We start from the raw sequence: 14773 nt of genomic DNA, 5'->3' as shown, positions 1-14773 counted from the left end.
AAGCGACTATCTTCTAAATAACATATTCAAATTCCAGGTCTTTAATACGTACAACATCACCGTCCTTGATGCCTCTCTTTCTAAGTTCGTCTTCTACGCCCATCCTGCGCATGATCTGTTGAAAACGCTTGACGGCTTCCTCGTTTTCAAAATCAGTCATGGCAAAATGTTTTTCGACTTCCCTGCCTTCAACCACATAAACACCATCTTCATATCTAACGGTAAACCTTGGCGCTTCGCTTACCTTGGTAACTTTCAAATGTTCTACCTGAGTGGGAGCATCGGTAAGTTCATCCAATAGTTCGGCCAGTCTGTACACAAGAGGCTTTACCCCTTCAGCAACTGCGGCAGACATGGGAAATATTTCGTGCTTATCCCCTAAATACCCCTGTAAGCGGGCCAGGTTTTCTTCCGCTCCGGGCAGGTCCATTTTATTGGCAGCAATGACCTGGATCCGTTGGGCTAACTCTTTGTTATATAATTGTAATTCGTGGTTAATCGTTTTGTAGTCTTCAATGGGGTCCCTTCCTTCGGAACCCGATATATCAAGTACATGCACCAAAACCCTGGTTCGCTCGGTGTGGCGTAAAAAATCATGACCTAAGCCGGCCCCGGCGTGGGCTCCTTCAATAAGGCCGGGTATATCAGCCATGACAAAACTTTTACCTTCGTCAACAAAGACCACTCCCAGATTGGGGACCAAGGTAGTAAAATGGTAATCGGCTATTTTGGGTTTAGCCGCCGAAACTACCGAAATTAACGTGGACTTACCGACATTGGGAAAACCTATCAGGCCCACGTCGGCCAAAACCTTAAGCTCCAATTCCACCCAGCGTTCTTCACCCGGTTCGCCCTTTTCCGCAAAAGCAGGAGCCTTATTCTGGGCCGTAGCAAAACGGGCATTGCCCCGTCCGCCGCGACCGCCCCGCGCTATGACGGCAGTCTGCCCGTGTTGGGTGAAATCGGCCAGGAATTCTCCTGTTTCCGCGTCTTTAACCACCGTCCCCACGGGAACCCGGACGATAAGGTCCTCGGCATTTTTCCCATGCATGTTTTTTCCGCCCCCGTGTTCTCCACGGGCAGCCTTATAATGGCGCTGGTAGCGGAAATCCACCAGTGTGCGTAAACCTTCATCAGCCTGGAACACGACATTGCCGCCCTTTCCCCCGTCGCCGCCGTTGGGCCCTCCTTCGGGGACATATTTCTCCCGCCGAAAAGCAACAACGCCGTTTCCCCCATCGCCACCTTTTACATAAATCTTCGCCTGATCATAGAACATCATCAAATCCCCTATCTAATTTCAATTATATTGACAAATTTGAGCCTGTCAAACGTTAATTGACGTGCTACTAAAGATTTCTCTTCCGTTTAAAAGGTTCCTGCCGAACCCGGTAAAAGCTTTATTGCAAAAGTCGAGTAATAGCCTCACTGACAGGTTCGAACAGTGTCTCAACAACCGTAGAAATATTCGGTACCGGCAGCCTCAGGACTGCCAGGAAGCTGAATAACATGGCCGCCAGCATTAAAGTGCCAAACACAGCCAGCACCCGCCATTGTTTCTCCCTGATCAGGGGCGGGACTTCATAAGCTATTATCAGGATAAAAATTGAAATTAACAGCGGAATCAAATCTTGTCCTCCCAGAAAATTTCATAGAATTGATTATTTTATCGTAAAAGGATCCGAGATGATATTCGTTCTCCTGACCTTTCCCTCAACTTTAATGGTTACCGGTAAATCAGGGTAAATATCATACCAGTCCTTTTCAATTTCCCGCCAATAATCGGGGTACCGGCGGTGAATGGAGACACCAAACCCGAAAACATCTGCTCTCAGTTTTTTCTGGGCCTTTCGGAGGGTTTTCCAGGCCAGTCCTTTCACTGCGCGGGAAAAGGTGGCATTTAATTTTTTCAAGACCTTTGGGTCCCCTACCTGTACATCTCCATCTACTTCCCCAATATTGGCCTCCGCATAAATGTTGACTTCCATGACTATACGCCCATTTTTTATAATAGGTTTAAAGCGGCTGTCGGAACTTATCTGCAGAAAGGACAGTTTTCCCTTGCCATTCTCTGCACTTGCAGGAATAATGCCGCCCTGCGCCTTTCCCAGAATATACAAAAACCCCTTGGTTTCCTCGGGCGTCAATCTGCCCACCATTTTTTCCCCGCGGAACACGGCCAAACCATCCAGGGCTATCGTCTGCCGGGGCTCCATCTGCTTTCTCTGGCTGCCGGCAGCTTCCGAGGAAGCAATGGTTCTCACCATGGGAGCTACAGCATCCCAGCCCGGTTCCAGGAGCGCTTGGGTAAATAAATTTAAATCCACGGGATAGGATTCCGAGACCAGGGGGCTGGTCTTGGTTAGAATTTCCGTAATTTCATTGGTGAGGGTTTGTTCAAGTTCCGGCATATTTGCCAAAATGGTCCGGGCATCCTCCTTTCCGACAAGAACCCAGTTTCTGAGCCGGATATCTTTGTGCCGCTGCAGGTAATCAAGGATATCGCCGATACCCTGGCGGGCTGTTTTCTGTCCGATCAATATGATATCACTGTGGTATAAGACAAGGGTCCGCGGAGCCCGATGAGTCATATTCCGCTCAGCATCGTAAAGAGTATTGCCAACTTCGGCAACCAGCCAATCGGGGTTTTTTTCTTCCGCCGGCTGCTGCCTGCCGCCCAACTGGCGGGACCTGACCACCAGGGCGCTGGTCCGGTATTTCTGCCGGTTACCCTCTTTAAACCGGTCTATCCCCAGGGCGGAAACAATGGATAAGTCCTCCACTTCCCGCCGGCTCCAGCACCCGCCAGTAAATATCATAGTAAAAATCAGAATTACTGTAACAACAATTTTTCTAGGCATTCCGCCGACCACCCCTCATTCTGATTGTTGCTACCAGCAACAAAAACGCCGGAATGAAAAGTTCAAACACAAAGGCATATATGGGAAAAACCTTCGATATAAAATCTACCAGTTCCCGGGAATTTCCAAACATCGATACAGAGAAAACCAGGGTGATAATACCCATCGGATAAACCAGCGGCCGTTCATTTTCCACTTTAAAAAACTGGGCGCAGGCCAGGACCGCCGCCAGGTAAAAAACCGCCACCTTGATGGTAATGCCGGCCACCCAGACAATTACGATAACCGCTTCCACCCTTTCCAAAAACTCCCCCAGGCTTATGTATTTAGCCAGTTCCAGAGTTGGAAACATAAAATGGGAATCCTGTAGAGATCCAAAAACCATGGTGCTGGCCATAATCAAAGCACCCAGGATAATCGCTATAAGAAGAACAGCAATAATTAATGTGTTTCTGGCTTCTTCGGATTTATTCAGGTACGGCAGCAACATCAGGATCACCGCCACTTCACCCCGCCAGGCGCTTGGCGTCAACGAACCGAGAATAACAGGCTTAATACCTCTTTCCAGCACCGGCAGTAAGTTGCCCGGGTTCATTTCGCCAATGTTGAGGGTAATTATTATAAGCAAGACCCCGATAAAAAGCGGAAACACAAACTGGTTCATCCGTACTACTACTTCAAACCCGTTCCTCACCGCGGAAGCCGCCAGCATTACTACCACAATATTAAAAACCAGCAGCGGCGTTTCCGGCAAAAAGGCGGTAACCAGAAAATCGCCAAACTCCCTGACTATAATGGCATTAACATGGAGAAAAAAAATAAAGTAAAGCAGGCCGATTGTTTTCCCCAAAACAGGGCCCACCAATTGCGGCGCATATTCAATAATGGTTTGATCGGGGAAATACAAACCCAGTCTGGCACAAACCAGGGACACGGTAACGCCAAAGCCTGTGGCCAAAAAGAATACGGAAATCCAGCCATCTCTTCCGGCCGTCTCGCTTGTTATAGCCGGAACAAACAGGAACGCCGTTGCTGAAACTACGGTTACCAGCAAAAAAAGCATCTGGGTACTGGCTATTTTTTCGTCTTTCAAAATCACTGTGGTTTCCTCCTGGCAATTTTACGTGAAATACGATTTTCATTATTTTCGTTTCTTTTTCTTTCTTCCGGCGCCTTCGGCTTTTGGCCGTATTTCTGGCGCGCCGCGTCTTTATAGCCGTACGTCCGGGGCCGAACAAACATGGACCACCAGGGCGCCCGGAAAAACATATCCTTCAGGTCGCGCAAACTGGTAGGGGCCAGCGGGGAAATATACGGAATACCAAAAGACCTCAGGGCGCATAAATGGATCAAAATGGCCAGTAACCCCGTCATGATGCCGAATAAACCCAAAAAAGCAGCCAGAACCATCAGGGTAAACCTCAGAATTCGAATGGAAAATGAGCCTGAATAAGACGGCAGCGTAAAGGAGGCTATCGCCGTCAGCGCCACTACAATAACCATAGCCGGTGATACCAGGCCCGCTGTTACAGCCGCTTCCCCAATTACCAGAGCGCCAACAATACTGACCGCCTGACCGATAGTTTTGGGCAGCCGGACGCCCGCTTCCCTCAACACTTCAAAAGTACCTTCCATTAAAATGGCCTCCACAAAAGCCGGAAAAGGCACCCCTTCCCTGGCGGCGGCAATGGAAATCAGTAGAGGGGTGGGTAGCATTTCCTGGTGGTAAGTAACTATGGCTATGTAAAAAGCCGGTAGCAGCAGTGCACTATTAAGCGCTCCAAAACGGATCAGTCTTATAAAGGTGGCAAAAGGCCATCGTAAGTAGTAATCTTCACTGGCCTGCAGCATCTGCGGAAAGGTTACGGGAAGCAGCAGGACAAAAGGAGTAGTATCAACCAGAATGGCCACCTGCCCTTCCAACAGCCCCCCCGCCACTTTATCAGGTCGCTCCGTAGAATTTACCGTTGGGAAAATCGACAGAGGGGCATCCTCAATGAACTCTTCAATATAACCACTCTCCAGGATGCCATCCACCTTGATCCTCTTTAACCTTTCTTTGACCTCCGCCACTATTTTCTCATTCACTACCCCGTCTATATATGAAATGCATACGGCTGTGTTGGTCAGGGTACCGATTTTAATTGTCTCAAATTTTAAGCGGGGCGACTTAATCCGCCGCCTGATCAGGGTAATATTGGTCTGCAGACTTTCTGTAAATCCTTCCTTGGGCCCGCGCACCACCGATTCCGTTTCCGGTTCCGTGACTGCCCGCTGAACCCAGTTCTGCGTTGAAACAGCAAAATAATTGTCCAGGCCGTCTACCAGTAAAACCGTTTCGCCGGTAAGTACGGCTGCCAACAGGTCCTTCATGTTGTTGGAAGTTTTTACTTCCGTAAAGGCCAGCAGTTCTTCAGCAAAAACATCTTTGTTCTGCAAGGCAGGTCCTTTGTTTTTCAACTGGACCGCGTCATACATAAAGGTCTTGACCATGTCGTCTGTTAGCATCTTTTTGTTGACCAGCCCGTCAATATAAGCCATAGCTGCTTTCACCGAAGGCGTGGTCCCAACCACAAACTCCCTGAGGACAAAATCGCTGCACCGGTCAAAAGCTACCCGCAAATAACTGATATTTTCTTCTAAATTGGCAGAAAGACTGACCTTTTCCAGTTTATCATAGGATATACTTTTTTCCGGCGCCGGTTTGGCAAATATTCTTTTTAGTATCCGTTTCCACTTTTTCAGCATTATTTACACCTGCCGTTATTTATGATGCCCATGTCTACCAAATTCATTCTATAAAAGGCAACTTATGCCACAAAAACATAAATAATCTAAAATTACCAGGGGCATAATTAAATTTAAACCCTGTGGTTTAAAAATTAGGTGTGAGGGGAAGACATAAATGTTCCGGTTGTTAAAACATATGGCTAAACAACTTGTAAAAAACAAAAACAACAACCAGTCTTCTGAGGCGAAAGAAAAGCTGGTTCCTTTCCCTGCAGTCAGAAAAAACCTGACCTGGTTCAAACAAGTTTTAAATGATTCTGATGACCTCATTATCCGGGAATTCAGCAATGCCGACCTGGCGGGCATTGAAGGAGCCTTGCTGTACCTGGAAGGCATGGTCAACAACGACATAGTAAATAATGTCCTGTTGCCGGCCCTTTTGCGGGATGATATCCTGATCCACAGCCTGGGAGAAACAGAACCGGCCATCCGCAAGGACCAGATTGATAAAGAAATAGTGCCTGTAGGCGGCAGCAAATTGGTTGATGATTTGCATGCGGCCCTTTTGTCGTTGATGTCTGGAGATACCTTGGTATTATTGGAAGGAATCTGTCAAATTTACGTCTTTGAAACCAAAGGCTGGAAAGAAAGGGAAACGGCCGAGCCACACTCTGAACGTATTGTCCGCGGCCCGCAGATTGCTTTTGTAGAAAAATTAACCATTAATATGGCCTTGATCAGGCGGCGCTCCCGAAACCCAGAAATAACTTTCAGAAAAATGAACATCGGCAACGAATCTAAAACTGATATAGCTGTTGTTTATCACCGGAAAAAAGTTCGGCAGCAGGTGTTAAATGAACTGCTCCACCGGATTAACAGCTTAAACATAAACAACCTGCAGGATTCAGGTATGCTGGAAGATTATATCAAGGATAATCCCCTTTCCTTTTTCCCGCAATTACAATATACGGAAAGGCCCGATAAAGTAGTGTCCAGTATCATAGAGGGCAGAGTCGGCATTATTGTGGATGGTTCTCCCATGGTCCTGCTGGCGCCGGCGCCTCTGGCCGTTTTTTTTCAAAGTGCCGAAGATTATTATGAAAACTGGCAGTTTGGCACCATTATCAGGTGGACCCGTTTCCTGGCTGCTTTTATTTCCACAAGCCTGCCCGCCCTTTATATAGCGATTATTTCTTATCACCCGGAACTGCTGCCCATGCGCCTTGCTTTTTCTATAGGGGCAACACGCCTGACGGTGCCTTTTCCGGCCTTTGTGGAAGCTTTGCTGATGGAATCTATTCTGGAACTGTTGCAGGAAGCCAGCATCAGATTGCCCCAGCCGGTAGGCCAAACTATCGGCATTGTCGGCGGTCTGGTTATCGGCCAGGCAGCCGTCCAGGCAGGAATCATCAGCCCGATTATGGTTATCATTATTTCCATTACAGCCATTAGTTCTTTTGTCCTTCCGGCATATAACTTTAACCTGGCCACCAGGCTCATCAGGGTGCCTTTTATTTTATCCGCCGTATTCCTTGGCTTTTACGGTCTGGTCCTGGCCTGGTTAACCACCCTCGCCCATCTGTGCCAGTTAAAAACTATGGGCGCCAGTTATATGGAAGGTATCACACCATTCAGCAAGAAGTCCCTGGATACCATTATCAGGACTCCCAAGCGGTTAACGGGCAAATGAACGGATAATCCCCAAGCCTTGGATAAAAAGGAGTGCAAGTTTCATGCGGAATAACAAAGTAATTACGAAGTGGCAGTGGTTTAGCGCTATCATTTGTAGTGTCATAGGCACCCACATACTTGTACTGCCACGTTTGGTGGCCCAGGTTTCTGAGCAGGATAGCTGGATTACTTTTTTAACTGCAGGCCCCGTTACCTTGCTGAGCGCCTTCAGTTACTATTATGTTTCTGCAAAGTTTCCCCAAAAAAACCTTTTTCAATATTTGCCCCGGGTTTTGGGGAAATTTTGGGGCCATGTAATAACATTAGTAACACTAATTTACATTCTGCTCTATCTGGGCTTATCTACCCGGATGTTCGCCGACGGGATCAAGACTTACCTGTTAGAAAGTACTCCTTTGGCCATTATTACTTTTTCTTACATACTGGCAGTTGCCTATCTGGCCAAAGGAGGGGTTGCCGCCATGTGCAAGGTCTTTGATATCCTTTTACCGGGTATAATTTCAGGGGTGCTTCTGGTCATTATTCTGCCAATGAAGGAAGCCGACTGGGGACACCTGCTGCCCATTCTCCCCGAAGGCATAGGGCGGGTGTTTGCGGGCGTGCCGGTAGTCATGCAAGCCTTTATCGGCTGCAGTCTGATAGGATTTTTTATGCCTTTTACCAAAAACCCAAAAACATCCCTTCCCCTGTTGAGCGGTCTTGTTTTGTCTATCTTATTACTAACCTTTTTGATGATAACCATATCTACATATTTCGGAACCGAAGAATTAAAACACAGTCTATACCCCGTTTTGTCCATGGCCCGGGGAGTACAGTTTCCCGGCTCGCTAATTGAGAGAATGGATACCTTTTTTACATTGGTTTGGGTGCCTATTTCTTATTCCACCACAGTGGTACAATTCTATATTGCCGCAACCGGCATCTCGGGATACCTGCCAAAAATTAAAGAAACGGCGATATATTTGGGGCTGGCCGTTTCCATAATCATAATATCTTCAAGTCCTAAAAACGTATTACAAAATTTATCTTTAAATTTTTATACAGATTTTGTGGGGATTCTTATATTTTTCGCCCTGCCGCCGGTAATGGTATTGGTTACCTTTATAAAAGGAGCGAAAAGCAAATGAAAAAAAATGCCTTCGTAGCTATAGCGATGCTTTTTACACTGCTTTGTTCCGGATGCTGGGATATGCGGGAAATTGAGCAAAGGGGCTACATTATAGGATTGGCTCTGGACACCTATCAGGATTTGCAAGACACCCTCACACCCGTGCAAAAAATGCGTCCGCAGTCGGGCAAAAAAAAATACGTCATGACCGCTCAAATCCCAATTTGGAAACTGGGCCAGCCGATCGCGGGTGGGGCAGGAGGCGGCGGTGTCGGAAAACAGAAAGCAACCTGGAACCTGTCTGTGGAAGGTAATTCCCTCATGGAAATGAACAGGGAACTGGCTACCCGTTCAGCATACCCGCCCTTTTATGATGATATGGTTGCCGTAGTGATCAGCCAGGACTTAGCCCGGCAAAATATCGTACCTTTTTTGGATTTTATGTTGCGGGACATTGAATTTCGCCCTGCAGTAAGATTATTTGTGGCGGAAAAAAAGGCGAGGGATATCCTCTCCGTGATCCCGCAAATAGAGAGTTATTCGTCTCAGTACCTGTGGGGCATATCACAGAATAACTACAAAACGGGGCGTATGCTGTTTAACGTAACTTTAGGCGATATTTCCGAATATCTTTATGCCGATCAGGATTTTGCCCTTCCCCTGGTCAGAAATGCCAGAAATGAAATAAAAAATGCCGGCGCTGTGGTTATCAGAAAAAACAAAATGGTGGGACAACTGAACGAGCTCGAAACAGCAGCCCTTAACATGGTTAATAATAACTTCAAAGGGGGCGTGGTTACTTTTACGTGTCCCGATCATCCAGAGGAAATCATTACCTATGAGGTCCGGCAGGCCAAAACACTGATTTGCCCGGAAATCAAAAAAGGCCGTTTCCATTTTCGGTTAGAAACGTACCTGCAAGGGAATGTGGCAGAAATAGAGTCTGCCAGGTTTCGCGACGCAGGCTCCCAGGCATTTCTGGAAAAAGTCAGCGCCGAAGTAAGTAAAACCACGGAAACAAATATCAGGCATACCCTGACCAGGCTCCAGAAATATAAGGCCGATGCCGCACAGTTAATTACTCAGGTAAAACAGAAAAAGTACAAGGCATGGAAAAAGACAAAAAGCGAATGGCGGGATAAATACTTTCCCCTCGCAACCTTTGATATCCAGGTAAAAGCACAGGTACAATACATCGGCACCACAAAATGAAAACGCCTTTGGCAAAGCCAAAGGCGTTTCGTGTACAAACATACCTTCATTGATTATTGAGATACAGCCTGCGGATATACACTGACCTGTTTTTTATCTTTGCCTTTACGCTCAAATTTTACTACGCCGTCAATAAGTGCAAAGAGAGTATCGTCTTTGCCCTTGCCGACGTTATTCCCCGGATGAATTTTGGTCCCCCTTTGGCGAACCAGGATATTCCCGGCAGTTACAACCATGCCGTCATGACGCTTAACGCCCAGATACTTGGGGTTAGAATCACGGCCGTTACGGGAACTGCCGACTCCCTTTTTATGAGCAAACAATTGTAGATTTAACTTGATCATGAGGTCCACCTCCTCTTTTTCAACTGAACATAATCGCCATAGTCCCTGACCAGTTCCTCCAAGCCCATAACCATTGACCCCAGCAAGGCGTCTATCTGGCCCTTTCGCCGGTCATCCAGAGCCAGACTGCCATCTGGTGCAGTGGGCAAAACCAACCGTAACCAGCCGTCGTCAACGGACAATTCTGCGGGCTGTACCTGCAAATAATCGGTAATACCGTTAGCCGTAGTTATGGTTAAAACAGAAACGGCACAGCAAATTAAATCGTATTTTTCAATTCGGTCAGGCCCCAGGCCATGCCCTTTAGCTTCAAAGCCGATTACCTGGCCCAGGTTATTATAAAAAACATCCACATTAATCATAAACCAAACCTGATTAAGCCTCGATTTTCTCTACCACTACCTTGGTATAAGGCTGGCGGTGTCCGGCCTTTCTACGGTAGTTCTTCTTGGGCTTATATTTGAAAACAATGATTTTCTTGCCTTTAGTTTGTCCCAAGACCTTGAAAACTACTTTAGCGCCTTCTACCAGGGGAGTACCCACTTTCAGGTCTCCATCTTTGCTAACGGCAAGCACTTCCTTAATCTCCAGGGTTTCGCCCTCATTAGCGTTGAGTTTTTCTACCAGGAGCACATCTCCCTCCTTAACCCTGTACTGCTTGCCTCCAGTCGCAACGATAGCGTACATAGCGACACCTCCCTTACTGTACTCGCCGATTCCAGGCACGCAAAGCGTTTTGGAAAAGCCTGCCTCGAGCGGTTTTCAGGCACAAGCCGCCTAATGTGCCTACAATACAACATTTTAAATGAAGTAGCTGGCTTTGTCAAGGCTGTTAAATTGGCTGTGCGCCGGAATACGGAGGACGCAAAATGTTCACAAAACGTTCACAAAATGTTCACGAAGTGGGCATATATCATAGCTAAACTTTAATCAAGCCAACTAAAGAAAAGGAGCTGGAAAGATGAACAATCAAATAATAGTATCCACAGAAAAAACCGAAAAAATAAGAATTAGGCCTGCTGTATTAACCAAGTTTGTGACAAACATAACATTCAGAGCGGTATGCCAGTTTTTTATAATAGGCGTAATGATTTATGCAGGGTGGAACTTCTATGGTTTTTATGAATATCTTCGAGGAAATGGTGAAATTCTTGCCCCATACCGCCCACCGGTTGTCGAGGCATTTTTACCCTTTGCCGCGGTTGTTGCTTCAAAGGTGATGTTTGTAACTGGAGAAATTGATTCCGTCCACCCAGCGGGACTGGTAATATTCATAGCAATTTTATTGACAGCGTGGATATTCAGGAGGGGTTTCTGTTCATGGATTTGTCCTATTGGAACCTTGTCCGAATACCTGGGCAAGTTAGGTCAAAAAGTAATGGGTAGAAACCTAATGATGCCCAAATGGCTGGACATACTTTTGCTGGTTTTAAAGTACGTGACATTGCTGGTGATACTAAAGTTACTCCTTTTTCTACCAACCACCGAGGCGGAAATTTTTATGCAGACACCATTTTACAAAATCAGCGACATCAAAATGTTAGAATTTTATTTGAATATTGGTCTGGTAGGTATTTTGGTTATTATCATTCTTATGTCTTTGTCCTTTTTGTTTAAAACCTTTTGGTGCAGATATTTATGTCCCTATGGTGCACTCCTTGGTATCATCGGTATATTTAGTCCGGTTGTTTTAAAGAAAAACAATAACAGTTGTATCAAGTGCAATAAATGTAACCAAGTCTGTCCAAATAAAGTAAATATAAAAGAAAAAAATCAAATTGTAATTTCTACCGAATGTATAGGATGCACCTCATGCGTCTCCACCTGCCCCCAACCGGATACATTGAAGTTTACGGCGTTCGGGCAACTGCAGGTTAGCCCCTTGGTATATTCTGTTGGTGTACTAGCAGTATTTTTCGGAGTAATTGTTATTGGAATGCTTACAGGACACTGGGAATCCAGTTTGGACATATCTGATTTTAAATCACTATACCAGCAGATGTTGGGAGGGTTCTAGTAAAGTGAATAGTAAAATGAAAAGGAAGGGCATTGTTTTTTCAATAATATTGGTGATCTTAGCCGCACTGTATTTAAGTCTTGCACAATATTTTGATGTCGTGGAAGCAACCAAAACCCTTATCGCCGGTAATACGGAAGTAAGCGTTTGCGCCTCATGCCATAATTTAGGCATGTATCTTAAAATGCCCAGAGAAACTCTTTGCAGTAGCTGCCACGAATACCGGTGGTCCGCAACTTCTGAATATGTTCATGAAAAGCACGTCCAGGAACAGAACTTTGACTGCAAATTCTGCCATTCTGAACAGGAAAATATAAACCAGGAACCAATCAATATAGATGAAGTTACCTCCTACATAACCAAATATTTGGACCAAAAATTCCCCGGAGATTGGCAGGTATCCGGAACTACTCTTCAAAAAGGTTCCTATATAGAAAACGGTAACTACAGAATTGCAAAAGAAGTTGCCGGTCTCTACAAGGGCAGCATGGTCTCAATTTATGTCGGCCAGACCAGGATTTCCAGTTCTGTTACCGATCCAAGCGGCAGACCGCTATTAGCCGGTTATCCTACGCCGGATACCGTAGCCCAGGTCATGAAAAGTGGTAAAGCGGTACTGACAAATACTTCTTCAATAGGGATAATCACTTACCAGAAAATATTTATGCCGATCAAAGCAAAAGGAAAAACCGTTGCAGTTATGAGCGTTTCCATTGTCCAGTGATAAAAGCCTTTGGCACAATACACCGTTACCAGCCACTGATTTTTCCTCTTATCGGCAGGTATGGCCAAAACAACGTAGAAATTGAAATAATTAATACACCCTTACTTACAACCGGACAAGGAGTGAAACATATGCTTACCGAAGAGATTAAAATTCCTGCCGACGGTCGACCCATCGAAGCCTTTACCATGTACAAAAAAGCAAAACCCGACAGAGCCTTCCTGATTTTACCGGGCCGGGGCTACACTGTTAATCATTTTCTGCTGGACTTCCTCTGGCGCATGGCCGCCGAACAGGGCTTCTTCGCCGTCAAAGCCGAGTACAGAGGTTACACTTACAGGCACCTGGGCCAACCTTACGACCATAACCATGCCACCAATGATGCCCGCTTTGTGCTGGATTACCTGGCCAGCCTGGGTTATGAAGCAGAAAATACCGTATTATGCGCCAAATCTTTGGGCACTATAGCGACGTGCAACCTGGTGGTCGAACATAACAGGCGCTTTCATAAAGTTATCCTGCTTACTCCTGTGTTATATGTAAATAAAAATGACGGTGTTTTCCCGGCCTGGGTAGAGTTCAATGAAAAAGTTAGACAAGCCTATCTTGTTTTTGGCAGTAATGACCCCTATTGTGACCAGACAACAGCCAGGACGACTTTTCCCACCGCCCGGATCGATTGTTACGAGGGCGCAGACCATGGGCTGCACCTGGTCGGCAATTATGCGGAAACAATAGAGATTAACCGGCAGATAATCGAGAAAGTCAAAGATTTTGTTAAATAGGAACGCTGCACGGTGCCGCTGTGGAGGTAAAACACACGTTGCTCCGAGGCTACGTCTTTCCAATCAAGGAAGGGTGGGTGGGGTCCTCCGTTACCGGGAGCTTGGTGCTGCAAAACCTGGCCCGGCAGGCAGTGTTCCCGAACTCGATGGCTCATATTGCATTTCTAATAAGTTAGGCCGCCTCCCGTCCGGGCCACTCAACCAGTTTGAGCGCCGGACTTCCCGGCGGCCTTCGCCATCTTCGGACATGCGGGAACCCTCTGCCTGCCCGGCTGCGGCTTTGCGGGCGCAGTCGCTCCCAAACGGTAGCCGGAGAACCCCACCCCACCCTTCCACCAGTACAGCGGCTAGTGTTCTGAAATGTTTCACCGGGCAACGGCCGCTTCCTCCCTTACCCGAGACAGAGCAGGCATGAGTTCCCACATGTCCAAGGATGGCGAAAATACCGGCTTGAGGCTTTAGTATTTACTCTGCAGAATATCAAAAAACCGCTGCACATTAAAGTAACAAGTTGCGACTTAGTGGAGGGCGGATAGACAGTGTTTACGACAGTGAGGGCTTGAAATTGCCGTTTCCGACACGGACGTCGGAAACCCGGCCATTGAGTCACGGATGACGATTTGGCCGGGTTCGGCAATTTCAACCGAACGGAGTTTACACTGTCTCTGCCCGTAACTTCTAAGCAACGGTTACTTTATGTGCAGCGGTTTTCCCGACTGAGCCGTTAGGGGATGCCACGGGAAAAGTCTGCAATAAAGCAAACATTTTTATGCGCATATTAAATCTGGTTTTTACCAATACTAAGCCCAGTGAAAGGAGTAAAATTATGACTGACCGATTTTTCCTGGGCGTTGTCGCCGGTTTGGCCGGAGCAGTGGTTATGGTTATTTTAAACTTCCTGCTCAATTTGATACCAGGCGTCCAAATGGAGTTAATTTTTGGCGTTTCCAAGATATTTGTCCCCAAAAACCTGGTCGGTACCCTGGCCGGAGGAACGGTCGGTGTTATTGCTCACCTGATATGCGGCGGTCTGGTAGGTTTAATTTTCCTTGTCATCCTGGAAAAAACCGGACTGAGCTACCCTGTCTTAAAAGGTGCTATCCTGGGACTGGGTTGCTGGTTCGTCGTGAATGGCCTTATCGGCAAATTTTTGGATCTTGGCATGCAGGATAAATTCATCGACAATATACTCATTATGCTTATTCATATTCCCTATGGTATCATTACAGCATGGATAATCTACCGGTATCATCCGAAAACCTTTGCCCGGACGTAACAGAAACTTACCGGAGATGCCTAA

16 protein-coding genes are annotated in these 14773 nt (G+C 46.5%); 7 read left to right on the top strand and 9 right to left on the bottom strand.

Going from position 1 to position 14773, the window contains the following annotated elements; translation table 11 throughout:
• Positions 1-13: 13 nt before the first annotated feature.
• The 5 genes from obgE to ACSNJE_RS12110 all read right to left on the bottom strand — a co-directional run bounded on the left by obgE (position 14) and on the right by ACSNJE_RS12110 (position 5609).
• Positions 14-1279, bottom strand: a complete 1266-nt coding sequence (gene obgE, locus ACSNJE_RS12130; protein ID WP_495252748.1) for a GTPase ObgE — start codon at positions 1277-1279, stop codon at positions 14-16.
• A gap of 121 nt (positions 1280-1400) precedes the next feature.
• A complete protein-coding gene (locus tag ACSNJE_RS12125) occupies positions 1401-1628 on the bottom strand; it encodes a hypothetical protein (protein ID WP_052218033.1) in 228 nt (75 codons plus the stop codon).
• A 33-nt stretch (positions 1629-1661) separates the two neighbouring features.
• Entirely contained in the window at positions 1662-2861 is a 1200-nt protein-coding gene (locus ACSNJE_RS12120) for a Ger(x)C family spore germination protein (protein ID WP_052218035.1), read from the bottom strand.
• Positions 2854-3960 carry a GerAB/ArcD/ProY family transporter gene (locus ACSNJE_RS12115; RefSeq protein WP_052218037.1) on the bottom strand — a complete coding sequence of 369 codons (1107 nt, stop codon included), beginning with the start codon at positions 3958-3960 and terminating at the stop codon, positions 2854-2856. The genes ACSNJE_RS12120 and ACSNJE_RS12115 overlap by 8 nt, the downstream gene beginning before the upstream one ends.
• A complete protein-coding gene (locus tag ACSNJE_RS12110) occupies positions 3957-5609 on the bottom strand; it encodes a spore germination protein (RefSeq protein ID WP_495252747.1) in 1653 nt (550 codons plus the stop codon). Before ACSNJE_RS12110 ends, ACSNJE_RS12115 begins: the two co-directional genes overlap by 4 nt.
• A 157-nt stretch (positions 5610-5766) precedes the next feature.
• On the opposite strand from ACSNJE_RS12110, the gene ACSNJE_RS12105 reads away from it, so the two are divergent.
• From ACSNJE_RS12105 to ACSNJE_RS12095, 3 genes are read left to right on the top strand one after another with little or no spacing between them, the layout of a single operon-like run.
• Positions 5767-7281 carry a spore germination protein gene (locus tag ACSNJE_RS12105; RefSeq protein WP_495252746.1) on the top strand — a complete coding sequence of 505 codons (1515 nt, stop codon included), beginning with the start codon at positions 5767-5769 and terminating at the stop codon, positions 7279-7281.
• Positions 7282-7324: 43 nt separating this feature from the next.
• Positions 7325-8410 carry a GerAB/ArcD/ProY family transporter gene (locus ACSNJE_RS12100; protein ID WP_495252745.1) on the top strand — a complete coding sequence of 362 codons (1086 nt, stop codon included), beginning with the start codon at positions 7325-7327 and terminating at the stop codon, positions 8408-8410.
• Positions 8407-9603 carry a Ger(x)C family spore germination protein gene (locus ACSNJE_RS12095; RefSeq protein WP_495252744.1) on the top strand — a complete coding sequence of 399 codons (1197 nt, stop codon included), beginning with the start codon at positions 8407-8409 and terminating at the stop codon, positions 9601-9603. The genes ACSNJE_RS12100 and ACSNJE_RS12095 overlap by 4 nt, the downstream gene beginning before the upstream one ends.
• 53 nt (positions 9604-9656) lie before the next feature.
• Here ACSNJE_RS12095 and rpmA read toward each other — a convergent pair whose 3' ends face one another.
• Genes rpmA through rplU form a run of 3 tightly spaced genes read right to left on the bottom strand, consistent with a single transcriptional unit; the run spans position 9657 to position 10634 of the window.
• Positions 9657-9947 carry a 50S ribosomal protein L27 gene (gene rpmA, locus ACSNJE_RS12090; RefSeq protein WP_052218045.1) on the bottom strand — a complete coding sequence of 97 codons (291 nt, stop codon included), beginning with the start codon at positions 9945-9947 and terminating at the stop codon, positions 9657-9659.
• On the bottom strand, positions 9944-10309 hold the full coding sequence (locus tag ACSNJE_RS12085) for a ribosomal-processing cysteine protease Prp (RefSeq protein ID WP_052218048.1): 366 nt from the start codon (positions 10307-10309) through the stop codon (positions 9944-9946). The genes rpmA and ACSNJE_RS12085 overlap by 4 nt, the downstream gene beginning before the upstream one ends.
• A gap of 13 nt (positions 10310-10322) precedes the next feature.
• Entirely contained in the window at positions 10323-10634 is a 312-nt protein-coding gene (rplU, locus tag ACSNJE_RS12080; protein WP_013121362.1) for a 50S ribosomal protein L21, read from the bottom strand.
• Positions 10635-10908: 274 nt separating this feature from the next.
• Between rplU and ACSNJE_RS12075 the strand changes: the two genes are divergently transcribed.
• The 3 genes from ACSNJE_RS12075 (at position 10909) to ACSNJE_RS12065 (ending at position 13473) form a co-directional block, all read left to right on the top strand.
• Positions 10909-11964, top strand: a complete 1056-nt coding sequence (locus ACSNJE_RS12075; RefSeq protein WP_052218050.1) for a 4Fe-4S binding protein — start codon at positions 10909-10911, stop codon at positions 11962-11964.
• 4 nt (positions 11965-11968) lie between these two features.
• Positions 11969-12688 (top strand): cache domain-containing protein, encoded by a 720-nt coding sequence (locus ACSNJE_RS12070; RefSeq protein ID WP_052218052.1) that lies wholly within the window; start codon positions 11969-11971, stop codon positions 12686-12688.
• 131 nt (positions 12689-12819) lie between these two features.
• Entirely contained in the window at positions 12820-13473 is a 654-nt protein-coding gene (locus tag ACSNJE_RS12065) for an alpha/beta hydrolase (RefSeq protein ID WP_495252743.1), read from the top strand.
• A gap of 90 nt (positions 13474-13563) precedes the next feature.
• Here ACSNJE_RS12065 and ACSNJE_RS12060 read toward each other — a convergent pair whose 3' ends face one another.
• Complete coding sequence (locus ACSNJE_RS12060; protein WP_495252742.1) at positions 13564-13842, bottom strand: hypothetical protein; 279 nt, start codon at positions 13840-13842, stop codon at positions 13564-13566.
• Positions 13843-14299: 457 nt separating this feature from the next.
• Between ACSNJE_RS12060 and ACSNJE_RS12055 the strand changes: the two genes are divergently transcribed.
• The gene (locus ACSNJE_RS12055) at positions 14300-14749 is read left to right on the top strand and encodes a hypothetical protein (RefSeq protein ID WP_474774347.1); all 450 of its coding nucleotides are present in this window, start codon (positions 14300-14302) and stop codon (positions 14747-14749) included.
• Positions 14750-14773: the final 24 nt, after the last annotated feature.

This window comes from Thermincola sp. GK-1, assembly GCF_059412445.1.
Note: the sequence above shows the minus strand (reverse complement) of the source record. Positions and strands in the feature narration are given on the sequence as shown.